Origin of the sequence: Chitinophaga filiformis (genome assembly GCF_900102545.1) — a bacterium.
In the GTDB taxonomy this organism is placed as follows: domain Bacteria; phylum Bacteroidota; class Bacteroidia; order Chitinophagales; family Chitinophagaceae; genus Chitinophaga; species Chitinophaga filiformis.
This window is the reverse complement of record NZ_FNBN01000002.1, coordinates 1,476,369-1,496,998: the sequence shown is the minus strand read 5'-3', so window position 1 is coordinate 1,496,998 and position 20,630 is coordinate 1,476,369. Positions and strand designations below refer to the sequence as shown.

At 47.0% G+C, this 20,630-nt stretch carries 12 protein-coding genes; 7 read left to right on the top strand and 5 right to left on the bottom strand.

Annotated features, from left to right (window positions below):
- Positions 1–40 precede the first annotated feature (40 nt).
- The 4 genes from BLR32_RS12340 to BLR32_RS12325 all read right to left on the bottom strand — a co-directional run bounded on the left by BLR32_RS12340 (position 41) and on the right by BLR32_RS12325 (position 5,334).
- Positions 41–1,219, bottom strand: coding sequence for a FecR family protein (locus BLR32_RS12340; protein ID WP_089832035.1), 1,179 nt, complete (start codon positions 1,217–1,219; stop codon positions 41–43).
- A gap of 394 nt (positions 1,220–1,613) precedes the next feature.
- Positions 1,614–2,207, bottom strand: a complete 594-nt coding sequence (locus tag BLR32_RS12335) for an RNA polymerase sigma factor (RefSeq protein ID WP_176842250.1) — start codon at positions 2,205–2,207, stop codon at positions 1,614–1,616.
- A gap of 523 nt (positions 2,208–2,730) precedes the next feature.
- Entirely contained in the window at positions 2,731–4,653 is a 1,923-nt protein-coding gene (locus tag BLR32_RS12330; RefSeq protein ID WP_089832031.1) for a hypothetical protein, read from the bottom strand.
- Between the two features lie 3 nt (positions 4,654–4,656).
- Positions 4,657–5,334, bottom strand: coding sequence for a hypothetical protein (locus tag BLR32_RS12325; RefSeq protein WP_089832029.1), 678 nt, complete (start codon positions 5,332–5,334; stop codon positions 4,657–4,659).
- A 183-nt stretch (positions 5,335–5,517) separates the two neighbouring features.
- Here BLR32_RS12325 and BLR32_RS12320 point away from each other — a divergent pair, with 183 nt between their 5' ends.
- Positions 5,518–6,177, top strand: a complete 660-nt coding sequence (locus BLR32_RS12320) for a hypothetical protein (protein WP_143011453.1) — start codon at positions 5,518–5,520, stop codon at positions 6,175–6,177.
- Between the two features lie 3 nt (positions 6,178–6,180).
- Here BLR32_RS12320 and BLR32_RS12315 read toward each other — a convergent pair whose 3' ends face one another.
- The gene (locus tag BLR32_RS12315) at positions 6,181–7,233 is read right to left on the bottom strand and encodes a LacI family DNA-binding transcriptional regulator (protein WP_089832025.1); all 1,053 of its coding nucleotides are present in this window, start codon (positions 7,231–7,233) and stop codon (positions 6,181–6,183) included.
- Positions 7,234–7,515: 282 nt separating this feature from the next.
- On the opposite strand from BLR32_RS12315, the gene BLR32_RS12310 reads away from it, so the two are divergent.
- The 6 genes from BLR32_RS12310 to BLR32_RS12285 are packed head-to-tail and all read left to right on the top strand — an operon-like array spanning position 7,516 to position 20,598.
- Positions 7,516–10,479 carry a SusC/RagA family TonB-linked outer membrane protein gene (locus BLR32_RS12310; RefSeq protein ID WP_245705410.1) on the top strand — a complete coding sequence of 988 codons (2,964 nt, stop codon included), beginning with the start codon at positions 7,516–7,518 and terminating at the stop codon, positions 10,477–10,479.
- Between the two features lie 25 nt (positions 10,480–10,504).
- On the top strand, positions 10,505–12,004 hold the full coding sequence (locus tag BLR32_RS12305; protein ID WP_089832022.1) for a RagB/SusD family nutrient uptake outer membrane protein: 1,500 nt from the start codon (positions 10,505–10,507) through the stop codon (positions 12,002–12,004).
- A gap of 12 nt (positions 12,005–12,016) precedes the next feature.
- A complete protein-coding gene (locus BLR32_RS12300; protein ID WP_089832020.1) occupies positions 12,017–14,581 on the top strand; it encodes a glycerophosphoryl diester phosphodiesterase in 2,565 nt (854 codons plus the stop codon).
- On the top strand, positions 14,578–16,299 hold the full coding sequence (locus BLR32_RS12295) for a sodium:solute symporter family protein (protein WP_089832018.1): 1,722 nt from the start codon (positions 14,578–14,580) through the stop codon (positions 16,297–16,299). Before BLR32_RS12300 ends, BLR32_RS12295 begins: the two co-directional genes overlap by 4 nt.
- Before the next feature lie 43 nt (positions 16,300–16,342).
- Complete coding sequence (locus BLR32_RS12290) at positions 16,343–18,619, top strand: FAD-dependent oxidoreductase (RefSeq protein ID WP_089832016.1); 2,277 nt, start codon at positions 16,343–16,345, stop codon at positions 18,617–18,619.
- Between the two features lie 23 nt (positions 18,620–18,642).
- On the top strand, positions 18,643–20,598 hold the full coding sequence (locus tag BLR32_RS12285; protein ID WP_143011452.1) for an early set domain-containing protein: 1,956 nt from the start codon (positions 18,643–18,645) through the stop codon (positions 20,596–20,598).
- Positions 20,599–20,630: the final 32 nt, after the last annotated feature.

The following is a 20,630-nucleotide window of genomic DNA, read 5'->3' as shown; positions in this document are numbered from 1 at the left end:
AGGTACTCATATTATCTATAGGTTGTTAGCATGTAAAATTTTATGGTGAAACAATGATCCGTTTATCTGTTACTGTAAAGTGTACTTCTCCTGTCATTTCCAGCATTTTTAATACCTGCGACAATGGTACGTTCCTCGGAATAATACCTCTGAAATGCGCATTGACAGGTGCATTGTAGGTTACATTGACGTCATACCAGCGGGTGATGAGCCGCATGACGGCATGTATATCTTCTCCTTCCAGTTGTATCAAACCATTCTTCCAGGCAATAACTGCTTCAGTATTGACATGCTCCTGCATGGATAATGTTCCGCTCTGCCTGTCAATACTGGCGCCCTGACCAGGGTACAGTCGTTTCTCGTTCACTTTCACTGCGCCTGTCAGCAGCGTGGTTTTCACGCTGGCTTCATCTTCATAGGCCATCACATTAAACTGTGTACCGAGCACCTGTATATTAGTTTGTGCTGCTTTCACCATAAAGGGCTGTGCGGCATTGGGCGCGATCTCGAAGTAGGCTTCCCCGTTCAGTTCCACCGTTCTGGTATCGCCGGTAAAGGCAACGGGATAACGGAGGCTACTGGACGCGTTCAGCCATACCTTACTGCCATCTGGTAGTTGCACCTGGAATTGCCCGCCTCTTGGCGTGCGCAGAGTATTGTATTGCGGGATTTCGCGGGATAGGACAGACCCTGACTGATATGTCAGCTGGCCTTTGCCAGGTTTGCTGATAGTCGTATTACCCTGTTGGGCCAGTGTGTTGTGTGCTGCACTGTCTAATGCTATCTCGGTACCATCAGCCAGTGTGAGCGTCGCTCTGTCGGCGCCCGGTGGAATATCCGCCTGCTTTATGCGTTGCTGTTCTACATTGGCAACAGGCCTTGTAGCTTTATGCTGCAACATGTACCAGACACCCCCTGACATTAATAATAAGGCCACACATGCAGCCACGCCCCAACGCCATCTGCCATTGCCATGGATCGGAACCAATGGCGCCGGAGCGGGTTTGTCTGCCGCGAGAATACTGCTGGCGATATTGTCCCAGTGATTCCGGTCGTATGGTCTATCCATTCCGATATCCTGCCTTAATAATATCTCTATCTGCCGGGAAATGGTACCATCTCCATCAGCCTCCAGCAGATCAGAAAGCTCCTGCAGCTCATCCGCTGTAGCGGAATGCTTTAGCACCTGTTTTACCAGGTATGATAAACGGTCGGTCATGTACTGAAAATCAGTTTTTTAACGTGGTTTTGCCTCATGAACGTGGTCGTATGTTCCCCCCGGAACAACTGGCCTTCGTTTCAACAGACGCGTAAGTAAGGAAAAAGGACCTATTGGGGGAGAAAAATTTTTGAGGTTTGATAATCCGGAACTAGCAGGCACATCAAAATGATAGACTTACAGGAGTCAGATAATCTTTCTGCAGCGTTCTGATAGCTTATAAAACCGTCTTCACCGTTTACGAATGCTTCCTGCTGGTTGAGGAGCTTTGTCTGCATATTCCTGCATATTCTTCAATTTGCCAGCATAGATTATTTTGAGAGGTATTGCTACCTACTTTAAAAGTAGGTAGGCATAGCTGTGCCTTTCCTGTTGATTGCTGGTTGGTACGCACTTATGAAAGCCCCAGCAACCACAATAACAACAACGGCAGCAGGTGCCCTGCCTGTTGCAGGTAATTTCTGATGGCCTGTAGAGACCTTACAAGCGAGTTTTTTACCGTATTTGGTGATAGTGACAGCTCTTTCGCGATCTCGGGTATTTTGAGCCCTTTTTCGCGACTTAGGACGTAGATTCGTTTAGCCTGCGGAGGTAATTGTGCCACTGCTTCCCCGATCAGCTTCACCATTGTCGTATAGGCGAGGTTCGTTTCCGGGGTGAATAGTTCCTGCTCTGTTGCCGTACCCAGCTTGTCTAGTGCCTTATCATGCACCGCCTGCCGTCTCAGGTAGCTGAATGACTGATGAAAAACGATCTTCAGTAACCAGGAGCGGGGATTTTCTATGTCGGGTAGTTTATCCCGGCTGATCCATAACTTAAGGAATGTTTCCTGGATGATGTCTTCCGCTACAGCGTCTGTTTTTGTGATATGCCGGGCCAAAGGTTGTAATTGGGGGACGTATTGATGGAAGAGTTGCCGGAAGGCATTTTCGTCGCCTTCCGAGATTAACCGGAATAATTCTTTATCGCTGTATGAGTGAGCGTGCATGCTAAGTAGTTCCCCTGGAAGGGGAAAATACAAAAGTTTTGGATTTAATTCAGGAGAAGAACGTAGCGGTATGTTCTTAAACATTTGCAGAGATGATGTCTGGCATACCATAAAATGCTGCTGAGTTATTGTAAATAATTTATATATTGTTTCCGGTTAACTCCTAAAAATGCAGTGACAATGAAAGGTAATGAGCCAGGATACCGTACCAACAAATATGATTCAATATTTCTTTAAACCTATACGCTATACAGGAGCAATACGATTGTTCATTTACCAACTTCAGCGTAATGCCCGATTCTGCTCAAAACGGGTTACACAAAAACGATCGACTATACTGAACATCCAGACTACAAAGGAAATGAAGCTTATTTTGAAGAGCTGCTTGGATTTCAGCCGGGAGACTTGAATGCCTTTTGACACCGCTTAGATACCGCTTATATACCGCTAAGCCTGCGTTGATCCTACGTTCATGAACGTAAGATCAACGCAGGCTTAGCGGTATATAAGCGGTATTGTAGCACTATTTGAGTGTATCCATTTCCTCAATGAGGTTAAGGAAGTACTTCAGTGCATTTTCTTCTCCTTTCGGAACATCGATGGTCAGATCCCCGGAGATATATCCATCTTTTATCCCTGCGGAAGTGAGGTATACATTTCCTGCGCCTGCCAGCAGTTTGCTGATCTTTTCGTTATTTTTTTCCAGCTCGCGTGTTGGCATTCTGGCACTGAGGCCCTTCGGACTAAAGAACATGGCGAGGTTGTTCTTTGTCAGCAGTTCTTTGTGCTGTTTGTCGAGACTGCCTTTGAAAGAACCGTTCCGGATCTGAGTGAGATCCACCAGAGAGGTGCCGAGGAACACGATACCGTCTTTGATGAGCACATGCATGCTGAACGGGTTCTTCTTCGACTGGGTGATGGAATAGATACCGTTATTGAGCGCGATCTGTTCCTTTTTGATACCGTAGTTCAACAGCCTTTCAAACAGGCGGGTATCATCAGAAGAGAGCATAAACAGAAAATCAGGTAGTGTTTCTGTTTTGGTCATGACAGTATCCTTATACTCGAAAGTTTCCTCGTTGTAGTTATAGCTCTGGTAGGTAACCTGCTTTTCGCTGAGGTTCGTCAGCAGGAACAAAGCATCACCTTTCACCACCTGGGCGATCGCTTTTTCATCCAGCATAACAGATATTAAATCAGCGGCAATTGCCATTTCTTCTGAATACCTGCTACCGCCATACGTCTGCATAAGCAGTTTAGGCATTTCGTTCATGTATGCTTCTGTGTTAAAAGAGTAGCTCATGAAACCTATCAGGCTGTCACTTTTAATATATTTCAGGAAGTCTTTGTTGATCTTATGATCGCAGATCCTTTCATACATGGCTGATTTCTCTGCATCCAGTCCCATTTCACTGGTGAGGCGGATGTTCTCTTTTCCCATGTATAGTCTGGCGTTAACGTTGCCGTAGCCACGCATCATGTTGCCATATTTCAACAGCTTGTAAGGAATGAAGGAAGTATAAAGGCCTTCCAGGTCAGCCATCCAGTAGGTAGCAACCGCATTGTTGTCTGCACTACGCAGATAGGATGGATTGTTCAGAACGGAAGGCTCAGTATTACGCTTTTCGAATATCCGTTGTGTGGAGTTGGTAAGCCAGGTGATACCAATGCTATCTATCATTCTTTTCCTGGCGTCATAATCGTAGGGCTGTGCATCTTCGACAGCTGTTTCATCAGCAGATGTATCTTCTGAAGGCTCTTCTGCTACCGGTGGCATACTTTCAACGACACGATCTTCTACTACTGTTGTGTCCATAACGCCCTCCTGGAGAATAATATCTGTAGCAGAAGTATCTATTGGCAATGGGGTAACAACATCAGTATGTGCCTCGTTTCCATCGTCGTAATAATAGTAGCCCTCGTTGGGGAAGTTGGGCATACCATACCTTACTGCAGTAGCGGAATCCTTTAGGAAGTAAGTGTTTACAGATCCATAGGTCAGATACAGGAACTGGTCATTCCATGCAATCACTGTTTTCTGTGCACGTCGTGGCAGGATGTTTACGCCATTCACTTTCCAGATGCTGTCAGCTTGTTTTGCAAACAGCGCGTTTATCTTTTTGCTGTCAGCAAGCGGTATCAACAGGCTGTGACAGTTGATACTGTCTGTCACATTGTAATAGTAGTAAACACTGGATGATAGGTTCATCCCCAGGTCCTCTATGCTTTTGTAATCTTTTTCGGTGGTCTTTGATAAATGTGCAAGCAGCTTTTTTCCCAGCGTGCTGTTATTGAATTCGGTGGCGGGGTATAGCTTGAACAGCTGATCGCTTTTTACAGAAAGTACACTGAATGCTTTTTCAGGGATCTTATAGGCAAGATCCTGTGCTGTGGCGGTATAGCTGGCACAGGTTACCAGGGTTACCAATTGTAATAATCGTTTCATGCTCTATTTTGATAATTGTATTTGATTAGAGATATCGGCTTTGCCACTCACCAGGTCTGCTACCGGGAGGCGTTGCATTATAGCCAGCTGATTTTTAGACATTTTTGCCCCCTGGTTACTAAAGCTGCTGATAGTATTTTCGAAGCGTAAGATGCTGATATAGGATGCTGAACGGAAAACTTCCCTGTCCCTTTCTTTCAATTTGTTATACTGTTCCTTTACATCCGGAGAGAAGGTGTAGTCCTTTGAAAACCGCGCTTCCTCCCGGTTATACCGGTAGGTAAGGGGGATTTTAGTCTTTACGTCCACTTCGGCCAATAGTTCTTTAACAAGATTGTTCACATCTGCTACATTCCTGAATGAAAAGTTGATACTGGCAATAAAATTCGTGAAATCGACAGTATGGCTTACGTTGGAGATACCTTTCATTGTTCTTAGCCTTGCTGCTGCCTGTTCTATCTGGTCTTCTATTTCATTGCGACTGGGTACCTTATAACCGTTAATGCTGTCCATCAGCATAATTGCCCCGATCTTTGTTTTGCTCTGACTGAAATTGAGGGTCAACTTCATATTGCCGCTACCATCTTTTTTCACTGTTACATCTTCTATGATCTCGAAACATGATGACAACAAAACGGAGATAATAAACAAGGGGATAATAAAACGCACGTTCTTAAACATATGGCAAAGTTAGTTAATGCCGGGGGAATTAATATACTGGTATTTGGGTATTTTTTACTTTTTTACGGCCAGGGCATCATTTTGTACCGGGGGAGCATCCTGGCGCTACAAACACATGACGCCTGGAGTCTATTGGGTTTTGTTAATTATGTTCGTATATTACTATTAAATCTCACCCCTACTATGAAAGAAGTAACCCATCATCCCGGCATGCGTTTGAGACTATTAAAAATATCTGCATATGCAGTATTGCTATTCATTTCGCAATCGCTGCAGGCACAAAAGAAACCACTACCTCCACCTCCACCTCCCAACAAGGTCTATATAGAGGGCTGCGTGAAAAAAAACCGTCTTTCATTTGCGTCAAGAATAAAACATTATCCTTTTAACCTGTCTGCCCAGATCCAGCTTATATCCTTTAATGGGTCAGTGAAGATTACCGATTATGGTGAATTTAGCTTCTCCAGGGTTATTGATCCCGCTTTGGATCGTAGCCTGTTTTTGGATGACCCTGATACTATTCAGGCTATACCTGTGGGAATGAAGGAGATCAGGACAATGACACTTGCCCAGATAGATACATTGACGGATGTCTTATATAATTATGGCTATGCGGGAAACATCTGGACGACGAGTACATCAGGATGTTATATCCCCCGGAATGCGATATTGTTTCGGGACAGTAATGGCAAGGCGATCGCATTCATTGAGATATGTTTTGAATGCGAGAAGACAAGAGAAAGCAGTGACGAAATATCATTGGGTGAAATGTGCGATCAGAAACTGGGTATGCTTAAAGCGCTATTCAGACAGGTGGGGATTAAGTATGGTATTGATAAGTAGTCCTTACCGCTTCTTCGTTTTCTCTTTCACCATGGTAGACTCCCTGATGATTAGCTTCGTCGGTAACTGCACCGTAGGTGCTTTCTTGATACTATAATCATTTTTAACCTTCGCCTTTAATTCCTGTAGCAGCATCTCTGCCGCTGTACGACCTATATCAGCAGTGGGTTGCGCTACTGTGGTGAGGCCCGGATATACCAGCTGCGCTGAGAAATCATTACTGAAGCCGACAATGGCAATATCTTCCGGGATTCTCAGTCCCTTTGCTTTTACCACTTCCATGGCTGCAATGGCAGTAGGGTCATTGATGGCAAAGAGCGCATCGGGTGGAGTAGCCAGATCGAGGAAGTGTTTCATATAGATCTTCACCTTTTCCGTAGTCAGGTCGTATGACAGCACGAGATCTGGATTGTAGGGGATGTCATGTTTCTTCAACGCATCAAGATAACCCTGCCTGCGTAAGCGTGTATTCACCAAAGATTCCGGTCCTGCGAGATGAGCAATACGCTTCCGCCCTATGGCAATGAGATGTTCCACTGCCTGGAAGGCTGCTTCATAATCGTTGACCACTACATTCGGTACATTCATATCATCCGGTACACGGTTAAAGAATACCAATGGAACACCTCTTCGCTGCGCCAATGTAAAGTGGTCAAAATTGCGGGTCTCTTTGGTATGTGACACAATGATGCCATCCACACGATAAGACAGCAGCAACTTCATATTAGATACCTCTGATTCGTAGGATTCATTCTGCTGACAGATCACTACGTTGTAACCTGCCGCCTGCATGACATCCTGCACGCCTACAATAACAGATGGGAAATAGGTAGACATAAACTCCGGCACCATAATACCGATGGTATTGGTCGTGTGTTTGCTGAAGCCCAGGGCCAGAGAGTTACGTTGGTATTCCATGGAGTTGGCCAGTTCAAGCACTGCCTTGCGGGTATGTTCCTTTACGTTGGGATGACCTGTAAGAGCACGGGAAACCGTGGATTTAGAGATATTCAGCTGGCGCGCGATATCGATAATGGTCGTGTACTTCGACTTCATACGTGGACGATTTTGGTGAACCGGGATATAAAAGTAAGCTTTTGGGAACTATCCCAAAAAATTGGAACCGTTCCCACAGAAAAAACTGCTGAAAATATTTTGATCCATCAGATTGTTTGTGAAAATTTGAACCATCTTAATTCCATGTTACGTAGAAAATGCCGGTAAATACAGCATTCTGGTACTATTCATTTTATGCCGGCTTAACAACCTAGAACCACAGTTATGAAAAAACATGTTATTCACTTAATGGGAATTTTCCCAATCTTACTGCTCCCAATAATGGCCTTTTCGCAGCAGTTGACTGTGAAAGGGCGCGTGACGGGCGCCGAAAACGGGGAGGCGCTGCCAGGAGTTACTGTCAGGGTAAAGGGGACAACTACAGGAACTGTTTCCGGTCCGGATGGCACTTACTCACTGTCGCTTAAACAATCAGATGTATCATTAGTGTTCACTTTCACAGGCTTTGTCACGCAGGAAGTAACTGTTGCTGGTAAGAGCCAGCTGGATGTGGTACTGCAGGCCAGTAAAAAAGACCTGGATGAAGTAGTGGTAGTTGGCTATGGTACACAACAAAAGGCCAATGTGGCGGGCGCTATTACTTCTGTCAAAACAGCCGATCTGAAACAAACGCCTATCTCCAATGTAGTACAGGGATTACAAGGCCGTGTATCCGGCGTGCAGATCACGCAGAACTCCGCTGCTCCGGGAGGTAATATCAGTATGCGTATCAGGGGTGTCAACTCCATTAATGGTACTTCCGAGCCGCTTTATGTAGTGGATGGTGTACAGTTGTCTAACTCTGGCGGTGTGAATGATATCAGTTCCCTTTCCATTATTAATCCCAATGATATTGAATCTGTCGCGGTACTGAAAGACGCTTCCGCTACAGCTATCTATGGCGCAAGAGCAGCAAATGGTGTCGTGTTGATCACCACTAAACGTGGTAAGGCTGGTAAAACGGTAGTGAGCTATGATGGCTACTACGGTGTACAGAAAACCACCCGAAGAATGGAGATGATGAATGCATCTGAATTTGCCGCACTCGAAAATGAGGTGTTCAAAACAAATATTTACGATAATCCGGCTGCACTGGGAGAAGGGATAGACTGGCAGGACCTTATCTTCCGCGATGCGCCTATGCAGAATCACCAGGTAACGGTGGCGGGCGGTTCCGAGAAAACGCAGTTTGCCTTGTCGGGTGACTATTTCAAACAGGAAGGTGTAGTGATCAATTCCGACTTTACCCGTTATTCTTTCCGTCTGAACTTTGACCACCGGGTCAATGATCTGCTGAGGGTTGGGGCCAGTATCCTGACCAGTTATGTGGTGAATAACACTATCCCTACAGGTTCTACCAGTATCGATGCGGGATCCGTTACGCAAAGCATTTTAGGGGCTGCTATGGGTGCTCCGCCTACCTTAAAGCCTTATAGAGAAGACGGCAGGGTATGGCCATTTGGCGATCAGGAGAATGGCCGTTACCGGGAAGTAGCAAATCCGATTGGCCTGGCCATGATCCTCAACAGGGATAAGATCAACAGGACACTGGGAAATATCTATGCCGAGATCAGTCCCCTGAAAGGATTGACCTATCGCGCCAACTTCAATCCAGTGCTATCAGGATCACTGAACGATTTCTATTCTCCCCGCGCTATTATGAGTAGCGGCGATCTCGCTGCCGGTGGCGGTAGTGCGGCAAAGACAAATTCAAACAACATAGTATTACTGCATGAAAGCATCATTACATACGAAACACGGATTGCCAAAGCGCATTCACTGAAAGTAACCGGTCTGTTTGCAACACAGGCTAACAGCAGCAATTCCAATACGATCAATGCCAGCAAATTTCCTAATGACGCTACTGTCAACGAAGCGCTGCAACTGGCTACTGAAAGGACTGTCAGCAGCGGTCGTTCGAGGGACAGGCTGGACTCCTACATGGGACGTATTAACTATGGTTTCCGCGATAAGTATCTGCTGGATCTGATTGCCCGTGTGGATGGTTCAACGAAGTTCGGCAAGAATAATAAATACGGCTTCTTCCCCGCTGCTGCTATTGCATGGCGTGCTTCAGAAGAACCTTTTATGAAAAGCAGCAACACCATCAGTAACCTGAAGTTCAGGTTCAGTTATGGTCTGACCGGTAATGCCGGTGCAATCGACGCGTATAAGTCGCTCTCTTTACAGGGTACTACCGGCATGTACTACTTTAATCATTCGCCCATCACCGGTATCAGGCCTACAGGTATCGCAAATGAAGACCTGAAATGGGAACGCTCTCTTCAGGCTGATTTTGGTTTCGACCTGGGATTATGGAAGGACCGTGTAAACGTTACGGCGGATATCTACCATAAGAAAACAGACGACCTGCTCTTTGTGAAAACATTGCCTGGTTCATCAGGATACACTGAAGTGACCGGCAACTTTGCCAGCCTGGAAAACAGGGGGATAGAGCTGTCGGCGGATGCGATTATCCTGGACAAGACAGTGAGATGGTCGGTGGCTGGTAACATCTCCCTGAACCGTAATAAACTGACGCGACTGGACGGCGGACTGACAGAATACGCTGTGAGCAATTACCAGGTAATGAGGGTAGGAGAGCCACTGGGATTGTTCAAGACCTATGTGTTTGATGGTATCTATCAGACGGGGGAAACTGTACTGGAAGGTTCTGGCAGCCGTATCGGTGGCGTGAAAGTAAGAGATCTCAATAAGGATAATGTTATCAGCGCCAGCGACCAGGAAATTGTTGGCAATGCCAATCCTTCCTTCATCTATGGCTTCTCCACTAACCTGAGCTTCAAACGTTTTGATCTCAGTGCTTTCTTTGCCGGTACACAGGGAAACAAGGTGTACAACCTGATCCGGTATACCTTCGAGAACCCGCTTGGCAGCAGGAATATGTACAAGGCGCTGGTGAACCGCTGGTCGCCTACCAATCCCAGTAATGAATATGTAAGCGGCTTCCAGGGAGGGCGTATCCCGCTGACAGATCGTTTCATGGAAGATGGCTCCTTCCTGCGTTGCAAGAATATCACTTTAGGCTACCGTTTACCAAAGATTAAGAACATCAGTTCTGCAAGGGTATATGTCAGTGCCAACAACCTCTTTACCATCACTGACTATACCGGCTTCGATCCTGAAGTGAATACGTTTGGCAATTCCAATAAACAGATAGGAGTAGACAATCTTGTGTATCCTACTGCCCGTTCATTCCTGCTGGGATTGCAGGTAGCTTTCTGATATCTCCATTTAAAACAGCTTTAACATGCGAAACATATTTTTCAGATATAGTGTTGCTTCTCTGTTCACCTTATGCTGCTTCTCCTGCAGCAAGCTGGAAGAGACGCCTTATTCATCTATCTATACAGAGAATTTTTACCAGACTGCGGAAGATGCAGAAGCTGCGCTGGCCGCAGTATATAATGAGCTGGCAGATCTATATGTTGGCCCTTCTGCATTGCTGGTGCCTGACTTCAGTGCAGATCAGGTATATCCCCGTCCGGTGGTGGGAAGGGATACATATACACTTTTCAGTTTTGATCCGCAGTATAGTGCAGTGGTTAGTTACAGCCGTGCCAATGAATCGCCCATCGATATATGGAACAACTGTTACACGGGTATTGAAAATGCCAACTGGGTATTGCTGAAAGTGCCCAATACGAAGATGAGCAATGAAGCGCGCAAGAAAGCCATTCTTGGAGAGGCTTACTTTTTGCGGGCATTCTTCCACTGGTTCCTGACGAAGAACTTTGGTGATGTGGTGATCCGTATTAAGGCTAGTCAGTCGATAAACGATGCATATGTTGGTAAAAGCCCTAAGGAAGATGTATACAAACAGATCTTCCAGGACCTTGATTCTGCGGAGGCTAATCTGCCTGACTACAGCGGATCACTAATAAAAGGTCGTCCCTGTAAAGAAGCTGCAGCCGCCTTGTATGCCAAGGCTGCGCTCTATAGTGAGAACTGGGCAGTGTCATTGCGTGAAGCACAGAAAGTGCTGAATAGTACTAATGGGATAGGATTGATGGATAATGTAATGGATGTATATGATGTTACCCGAGAAGATGCGGCGAGGAAAGAAAACCTCTGGGCATTTGAAGCTGAGTCTATGACGAATGGACGTAGCTCCCAGATCATGAGCCTGTACGGTCCGCCGGGAAGTGCCGCCCCTGCATATGGCGCTACTTCCTATGGATCAGCATTTGCTTATCAGGCGTTCTTTGATTCATTCGATCCGAAGGATAAACGGAGGCAGTTGATGGATACCAATTACGTTAACAAACAGGGCGTAGTGGTACACCAGGCGTCTATCACACCTGTTACTACACATGGAGTGCTGGTGAAAAAATATGCAGATCGTAATTCTGTCGGCGGTAGTCATGCGACTAATATTCCTATCTTAAGAGTAGCAGATGTATACCTTATTGCTGCGGAAGCAGAAGCGAGATTGAATGGCGCTACTGCGAATGCTTATCTGTACATCAACAGGGTACGGAACCGTGCAGGACTGGATGGACTGACAGAAGGACTGGGTAAAGATGCTTTCATAGCAGCAGTATTACAGGAACGTAGCTGGGAGCTGTATGCAGAAGGCGATCGCTGGTATGATCTTACGAGGACGAATACCTTCCGGCAGGTAATTCCCGGCGCTGTAAATGATGTATACCGCACGAGAAATCCGCAGGCAAGGAATCAGTATTTTCCTATTCCACAAACGGAAGTGAATGCAAATAATCTGCTGGAACAGAATCCCGCATGGAAGTAAATTGAAACAGGCATGAGATGGATCGTAACGTTTTATAGTGTGGTCATATTTTTCTGCGGACAGCATGCATATGCGCAGCGTTTGCAGAATGACAAGCTGCGGCTGGAATGGACACATGCAAAAGATGGATACCGGCTTACCGGGGTTAGCATAGATGGCAGGGGATTAGGCAACCTGTCGGGCGAGTACCTGTTGCTGTACAGCGCAGGTAAGCCCGACAGTACGCCGGATCTGCGTTATGCAAATACCCATCCCGGTGGTTTTTCGCTGAAGGAATACAATTACCTGGTGCGTAACTGGGAAAGTAATTTAAGACCGGTAAGTATGAATACTGCTGGTACACCGATCCAATTTTATCCGGATAAGGTGGAGAAGACTACTGATGCGCTGGTGTTTTCAGAGATGTCGAATGACTGGGACCTGAGCGCCAGATGGCAGCTGGATGAACAATTTCATCATGATATACTGGTGACTATTACACTGGCGGCAAAGCGTCCGGGCTATTATTCAATCGCTACACCTACGCTGGCGACAGTGAAAGACAACCGCCCCGATTTTGCCATGATACCCGGGTATTTTCAAAGTAATACTATACAACATGACCTTGTGCTTAGCTATGGCTATGGGCAGGGCATTCCTGACAAGCCGGTTGTTTTCCGGGAACGTACCGCCAGTACTTTAAGTCCGCTGGTAACGAAAGATGGTATTACCCTGGCGGTGATACCCGATCCGGGAACAGGGCGTGATCCATGGGAGAAAGATGGGAATACACACCATCTCTGGAAGCTGGGATTATCTGTGATGAATAGAGCCGGCAACTATACACCGGTGGCTTATCATCCTGTACTTGGGCAAACGGATTCATATATGCAGGCGGGAGAGCAACGCAGTTTTTCCTTTCGATATACGGTGCAGCCGGCAGACTGGTATACAGTATACAATCACGCTGTGAATGATATATACCGTTTCCCGGATCAGCTGAAGCTGAAAACCACGAGACAGTCTGTTTCCGACAGGATTATGGCTATGCTGCATTATCTGGATAATGACAGTACTTCCATGTGGCATACGTTTCAATATAAAGGAATGGAGATTGGCGCACAGGCTTACCTGGGCGGAGTAGTGGGCTCTGGCAGAGATGCCATGAAGAACTCTGATTATGGCGCGATGTGGATGCTGGCAAATATTACAGGTGATAGTGTATTGCTGAAAAAGCGCTTGCCTGCGGCATTGAATTTTAAACTGTCGCAGCAACAGGCAGAACCGGGCTTCTTCCAGGGTGCTGCTGTCGGGCAGTACTACCTCTGGAAAAAACAACGTTTTACAGAGGAATGGGGCACGTATGTAGAGCCTATCGCCCTGACCTATTATACCATGCTTGACATGGGGAATATACTGCTGTTTGAGCCTGAAAATAAGCTGTTGCGGGAACGGCTTCGCCTGGGAGCAGATAAGTTGCTGCAATGGCAGCATGAGGATGGTCATTGGGAAGTAGCCTATGATGATGCTACAACAAAGGCCGTATTTACAGACATCCCTGATCTGCGTCCTACTTTCTATGGATTATTGGTGGCATACCGCATACTGAAGGATGAAAAGTACCTGTCAGCCGCCCGCAAAGGGGCCGACTGGCTGGTGCATGAGGGTGTTGACAAAGGAGCATTCCTGGGCGTATGCGGGGACGCCCGTTTTGTGGCCGATTTTGCCACAGGACAGACCGTTCAGGCGTTGCTGGACCTGTATGACCTCTGCGGCGAAGAACGCTATAAAAACGCCGCTATTGCCGCTGCGCGGATATATACAGCATCGGTGTATACGCATCCGATTCCTTCAAGGGAAAAAAAGATGGTAAAGGGACAGGAATGGGAAGACTGGCAGATCAGTCAGGCGGGGCTGAGTTTTGAACATGGTGGCAGCCTGGGTTCCGCTAATGTACATGGACCTATTATGCTGGCCAGTCATGCAGGTATGTTTGTACGGCTGTTCGCGCTTACACATGATTCCCTGTTTATCAATATGGCCCGTGCTGCCATCTGGGGACGCGATGCGTTTATAGATAAAAATACCAGCGTTGCTTCCTACTATTGGACAACCATGAACGCGGGAGCAGGTCCTTATCCGCATCATGCCTGGTGGCAGGTAGGACTGCTGACGGATTACCTGGTATCGGAAGCAAGCCTCCGCAGTAAAGGAGAAATTAGCTTTCCCAAAGGGTTTATTACGCCTAAGGTGGGGCCGCATACCTGTTACGGATTTGCACCAGGGAAGATCTTCGGCAATACAGCCCGCTTATATATGCCGGATGGCATGCTGAAAGTAAAGAATCCGCAGGTGGATTATATCAGTGCTTTAGGTACAACAAATGACAAAATATATATCATGCTGCTGAATGATGATGACGAGGAGCAGCAGACAGTAGTGCAGTTTGATGCCGCTAGGGTGAAGGCAGTAAAAAGGGTTGCTGCCAGCGTGCTGGATGAAGCAGGTAAAACGGAAACGAGCGCTATTAACGGCTCCGAATGGCAGGTACAGCTCCCGCCATTTGGCTTGAAAATACTTGAGATCAGTTTATTATGAAGTCGACCATAGATACTACCGTCATATTCGTGTTTTCAGCCTTTGTGCTGTTCATCGGATTGTTGTTTGCCCGCACAGGAAGGAACATGAAGTCCTTTTTTGCAGGAGGGGAAGCAGTGCCCTGGTTCATCGGGGGACTGTCACTCTTTATGAGTTTCTTTTCTGCCGGTACGTTTGTGGCCTGGGGAAGTATTGCCTATAAATACGGATTTGTGTCTGTCACCATCCAGTGGACGATGTGCCTGGGTGGGCTTATTACGGCTTTCCTGCTGGCGCCGCGATGGAAGAGAACGGGCGCTTTAACTGCTGCGGAGTTCATCCGCCAGCGATTAGGTGCGCCGGTACAGCAATTCTATGTCTATACTTTCCTGATCGTATCCCTGGTCAATAAAGGAGCCGTGTTATACCCGGTGGCAAAGCTGGTGAGTGTATCACTGGGCTTTCCTTTAACCGCCTGCACGATTGTACTGGGGCTGATGATGATTGCTTATACTGCTATTGGCGGCTTATGGGCGGTAATGGTAACAGACATTCTGCAGTTTGTGATACTGACGGCCGCTGTACTGATCGTACTACCTTTGTCGCTGGATGCAGCGGGCGGTTGGGAGCGGTTTACACATAAGGTGCCCGCAGATTTCTTCTCCATCATCAACGGGGAATATACTGTTGGGTTCATTGCTGCTTTTGCTTTGTATCATATCAGTTATATCGGCGGGAACTGGACTTTTGTACAGCGGTATACCAGTGTGGAATCACCTACGGCAGCGAAGAAAGTGGCATTCTTATTTGCGGCACTTTACCTGGTGAGTCCTGTGATATGGATGTTGCCGCCTATGATCTATAAAAGTATTAATCCTGCATTGAGCGGTTTGAATACAGAGAATGCCTACCTGGAAGTATGCCGGTTGGTATTACCTCCGGGCCTGATGGGACTGATGTTGACGGGGATGTATTTCTCTACTTCTGCTACCGCGAATACTACGCTGAATGTTACGTCCGCCGTAATCACTAATGACATCTATAAGGGTGTGATCAATCCGAAGGCTTCAGATAAACAGTTGATTCGGATGGCGCGTATGTCAGGCTTGTTGCTCGGTATCGGCATGATAGGCATTGCATTGCTGGTGCCTGCAGCAGGTGGTATGATAGAAGTGGTGCTGAGTATTGCCGCTATTACCGGCGGACCAACATTACTGCCGACACTCTGGGCTTTGATCTCTAAAAAACTAAGTGGTAAAGCCGCATATATCATATCGGGTGTTTGCCTGGTGGTGAACCTGCTTTTCAAGTTTGTAGTGCCTTTCGTGACTACATTGAAGTTAAGTCGCTCGCAGGAAATGCTGCTGGGTGTTGTACTGCCCTTTGTCATGCTGGTGATCTATGAATTTATATTGGCTGGTAAAGCGCCTGCGGATGACTATGTACAGTATCGTGCTTTCCGCCGTCAGCAGAAGGAAGCCGCACAACAGTCGGCAGAAGAAGTGGCAGCTATCCATAAGCAGAACTTATTTGGGTTGCGGGTGATTGCTTTCGCGCTGGCATTTACCGCGCTGTTATTATACATCCTGTGTATACTGGCAGCCAGTGGGAAAATACTCGTAGGATGCATCGCAACGGTGGTATTGATTACATCTGTCATTCCACTGTTGGCTATAAGAAGACTCAATAACCGTGAAAAACATATCCTCAAAAGGACGCACGCGATAGAAACGCAATGATGTGGCGTCATCCTGCTAAACAGGGGAATCAAAAAAGAAATGTATGATGAAAGAACAAGCCAGCGAAGGCAGGCATTTAAAGACAGATCAGTATGATGCAGATCTGATAGTGACGGGTGGCGGACTGGCCGGCGTATGCTGTGCTATTACGGCAGCCCGGGAAGGCATTCGTGTAATACTGGTACAGGACAGGCCCGTGCTGGGAGGCAACTCTTCGAGCGAAGTAAGACTATGGGTACTCGGCGCTACTTCACATATGGGCAACAATAATCGCTGGGCAAGAGAAGGAGGCGTAGCAGATGAGATCATGACAGAAAATATGTGGCGGAATCCCGATGGTAATCCATTGATCTATGATACCATCCTGCTGGAGAAAGTGACCAGTGAACATAATATCAGGTTATTGCTGAATACCGCAGTGTTTGAAGTGACAAAGCAGAACGCGGATATCATTGATCATGTGAAAGCATTCTGTAGTCAGAACAGTACTTTATACGAACTGAAAGCGCCGCTCTTCTGTGATGCTTCCGGCGATGGTATTATAGGATTTCTGGCAGGAGCTGCCTTTCGTATGGGCGCAGAAAGTGAAAAGGAATTCGGTGAGAAATTTGCCCCTACTGCCGAATACGGAGAGCTGCTGGGGCATTCCCTGTATTTTTATACAAAAGATACCGGACGTCCCACCGTCTTTGTTCCTCCTGCCTATGCACTGAAAGATATTACGGCTATTCCTAAATATAAACGCATCAACAGCCAGGACCATGGTTGTCAGCTGTGGTGGATAGAATATGGCGGAAGGCTTGATACTGTACATGAAACGGAGACCATCAAATGGGAGCTCTGGAAGGTAGTGTATGGCATCTGGAATTATATCAAGAACTCAGGGCAATTTCCTGAAGCGGAGACTATGACGCTTGAGTGGGTAGGCCAGATACCGGGCAAGCGGGAAAGCCGCCGTTTTGAAGGAGATTATATGCTGCGGCAACAGGACATCATCGAACAGCGCACGCATGATGATGCGGTTGCATACGGGGGATGGTCGATAGACCTGCATCCTGCAGATGGTGTGTTCAGTGAAAAGCCTTCCTGCAACCAGTGGCATAGCAAGGGTATTTACCAGATACCTTACCGCTGCTTTTACAGTCATAATATCAGTAACCTGTTCCTCGCAGGACGTATTATCAGTGCGTCGCATGTGGCATTCGGCTCCAGCAGGGTAATGGGTACCGGCGCCTGCGGAGCCCAGGCTGTAGGAATGGCCGCCGTGTTGTGCAGGCAGTATGATGTACAGCCACGAGAGTTGTTGAAGGGGGAATGGCTGCATGAATTGCAGTCAAGGCTTATCAGAACAGGACAGCATATTCCCCTGGTGGCTCCTACAGATAAACAGGACCTGGTAAGAGAAGCGGCTATTACCGTTAGCAGTGAGTATGTATTACGTCATCTTCATCCTGATGGAACCAGTATTCAGCTGAACGCTGCTATGGGACAGATGTTGCCTTTAAAAGCAGGGAATATACCACCTGTGACTGTATATGCGGATGCAATTGAAGATACTGTGTTGGAAGTGTCTCTCCGCACCAGCAGCAGGCCTGTGCATCATACACCAGATCTTATCTTACAGGAACTGGTGATTCCCATGGAGAAGGGGGCGCAGGCCGTGACGCTTTCTTTTGATGCAGTATTGCCGGAGGATAATTATATCTTCCTCTGTTTTATGAAGAATGAAGCGGTTAGTTTGCGTAGCAGCAGTGAGCGGATCAGCGGTATTCTTTCGGTATTCAATAAAACCAATCCTGCGGTGTCGAACTACGGAGCCCAGACGCCAACTGAAGATATTGGCGTGGAAGCATTTGAATTCTGGTGTCCGGAACGCCGTCCCGCGGGTAAGAACCTCGCAATGGATATTCCTGCAGGAGTGTCCTTGTTTGGCACAGAGAATGTTAGGAATGGGGTTAATCGTCCTACGCATCAGCCTAATATCTGGCTGGCGGATAAAGAAGATGCAGATCCAAAACTAACATTGAGCTGGAAAGAAAAGAAGACCATTCGTGAGATAGAACTGGTGTTTGATACCGACTTTGATCATCCCATGGAGAATGTCATCTACCATCATCCTGAAAGAGCAATGCCTTTCTGTGTAGACACTTTTGTGATCTGTAATGACAGGAATGAACCGGTGATAAGAGTGACAGACAATCATCAGTCATTACAGCGCATCGTATTAAAAGAACCACTGGAAACAGCTAAGCTGACCGTGCATTTAAAAGGCACACATGGCGGAACGCCGGTGGGTATGTTTGCAATAAGATGTTATTAACGAAATCATGTTAACCGATATTTATGCTTAAGCAATTCAAATCAATTTTTGGCGTAATGACCATACAGCTGCTGACCACCGCAGCTGCTTATTCGCAGGATACTATTTTTCATCCGGACAAACATTGGGTATGTGTGAGCCAGACCGGTTACAATATTGACGCACCCAAAAGATTCACTGCTCCAACGGCCATGGAGGCTACGGCTGATTTTTATATTACAGCTGCAGGGAGTAACATGCCGCTATACAAGGGGAAAACGGTGAAAGGAGTAGGGGATTTCAGCGGTTTCAGACCTGCGGACGTGAGCCAGTCGTATGTTGTGCATGTAAAGGGCGGGACCTTGCCGGAAGGTGTATCCTATCCATTCAAAGTAGCGCCTTACCTGATTGAGAAAGAAGGACTGCATCCTTCGGTTTGGTTTATGAACGATACCAGGAGTGCTACGGGAACACATCATTCTGCGTATGGTGGTTGTCCGTGGAGGGATGGAACTTACTACTCTTACGAGATCCCTTCCCTGATCTGGATGTATCTCTCCAATCCGGCGGTATATGATGCAATGCCCGCCACCATTTCTTACGACAGTCTGAAGGCGATAGTAATGAGTCCTGATTATAAACTGGTAAAATCGCCCAACGATGAAACAGCCCTGGAAGCAACCAGGAAATATTTTACCACTATCGAAAAACCGACGGGCAATCATATACCTGATGTGATCATGGACCTGCACTGGGGTGTAGGTTATTACATGGTAAATCCGGAGACGAGGGATCCCAGTAAGGACCCATTGCCACGTCAGTTACATCCACAGACACTAGCGCAGCTGGCCTTCTTCCTGTATGCGTATCCTTACCTGGATAAATGGTTCTCCCACAGCTTTTATGAGAACGTGTTACAATTTACACGGCAGCATTGGACCCGGGTAGGCTTACTGGATATTCAGCGGGAGATAGGCACTTCCAAGGGCAGGCATGCACCGGGCTTCTCTGTATTACCTAATCTGCTGATGTACGAGGTAGCAAAACGGGAGCAATGGCCGGAAGCTGCTGATTATATGAAGGCGGCGACCAGGCAGACCACGTGGATGATCGATTCTCTTTCGCTGCAAGATCCTATGGTAACAAAGGGACAGCGTATGAGTGAGCACATGCTGATGTCGGGCATCGCCATGTACCAGTTGCAATATGAAGAGCAGGCGCCTGCGGGACTCAGGAAGAAAATTGCGGAATGGGCGGATATTGTGATCAGCAGATCGAACAATGCCTGGGATTTCAGGAGATATGATCTGGACAGCAACTGGACGGTGCCGGAATTTAACGAAGTAGGTAATGTGGCGGGTTTTCCTGCATCTGCATTGCTGGCGGCGGCTGTGATAAAAGACACGCCGAAGAAACAGCGGCTGGAACAGATCGGTTTTGCTCATTTTGACAATCTATATGGCCGTAATCCCCTGAATGTGCATGCTGCCCATCATCCCGAAAGAGGATTCAGTGGCATATCGAAAGGGTATCCCAAAGGTTACCAGGAGGACGTATGCGCCAGGCTGGAATTATCCCGTGGTTCTATCAGTTGTCTGCCGGGAACAGAAATGTATCCTTTTAATCCGCTGGGGAAAGACAGGCACCTGGAAGGGTGGATCAATCATAATACTGCCTGGAATATGAGTCTTGCGGTATTGAGTTGGTACGACAACCGTCCGCAGTCCTTCGAAAAGAAAAAAGACGGCCTGTATATCAGCTGGCAGGCGCCGGTGACGAACAGTAGTACCTTGCCGCTAACCGTATATGTGAACGGGGTAAAGAGAGGCAAAGCATCCGCGGTAGCGGGAAAAAACAATATGACCTTCACGGGGAAGATCGGTACAAGCCAGCAGGGTTTAATGCTTGATAGCGGAGTAGTGCCTGTTAGTAGTGGCGACCGCATCGCTGTAGGCTACGGTTATGGCTTCCTGGAGCGGCAGATGGAATTGAAATGGTAAGGGACTGCGGATAAATATATTTCTTTAACAGG

Coding starts and splice junctions, on each gene's coding strand:
- BLR32_RS12285 (WP_143011452.1), top strand. CDS start 18,643: ATGCTTAAGCAATTCAAATCAATTTTTGGCGTAATGACCATACAGCTG.
- BLR32_RS12295 (WP_089832018.1), top strand. CDS start 14,578: ATGAAGTCGACCATAGATACTACCGTCATATTCGTGTTTTCAGCCTTT.
- BLR32_RS12325 (WP_089832029.1), bottom strand. CDS start 5,334: ATGTTTAAGAACGTGCGTTTTATTATCCCCTTGTTTATTATCTCCGTT.
- BLR32_RS12310 (WP_245705410.1), top strand. CDS start 7,516: ATGGCCTTTTCGCAGCAGTTGACTGTGAAAGGGCGCGTGACGGGCGCC.
- BLR32_RS12335 (WP_176842250.1), bottom strand. CDS start 2,207: ATGCACGCTCACTCATACAGCGATAAAGAATTATTCCGGTTAATCTCG.
- BLR32_RS12340 (WP_089832035.1), bottom strand. CDS start 1,219: ATGACCGACCGTTTATCATACCTGGTAAAACAGGTGCTAAAGCATTCC.
- BLR32_RS12305 (WP_089832022.1), top strand. CDS start 10,505: ATGCGAAACATATTTTTCAGATATAGTGTTGCTTCTCTGTTCACCTTA.
- BLR32_RS12330 (WP_089832031.1), bottom strand. CDS start 4,653: ATGAAACGATTATTACAATTGGTAACCCTGGTAACCTGTGCCAGCTAT.
- BLR32_RS12320 (WP_143011453.1), top strand. CDS start 5,518: ATGAAAGAAGTAACCCATCATCCCGGCATGCGTTTGAGACTATTAAAA.
- BLR32_RS12315 (WP_089832025.1), bottom strand. CDS start 7,233: ATGAAGTCGAAGTACACGACCATTATCGATATCGCGCGCCAGCTGAAT.
- BLR32_RS12300 (WP_089832020.1), top strand. CDS start 12,017: ATGAGATGGATCGTAACGTTTTATAGTGTGGTCATATTTTTCTGCGGA.
- BLR32_RS12290 (WP_089832016.1), top strand. CDS start 16,343: ATGATGAAAGAACAAGCCAGCGAAGGCAGGCATTTAAAGACAGATCAG.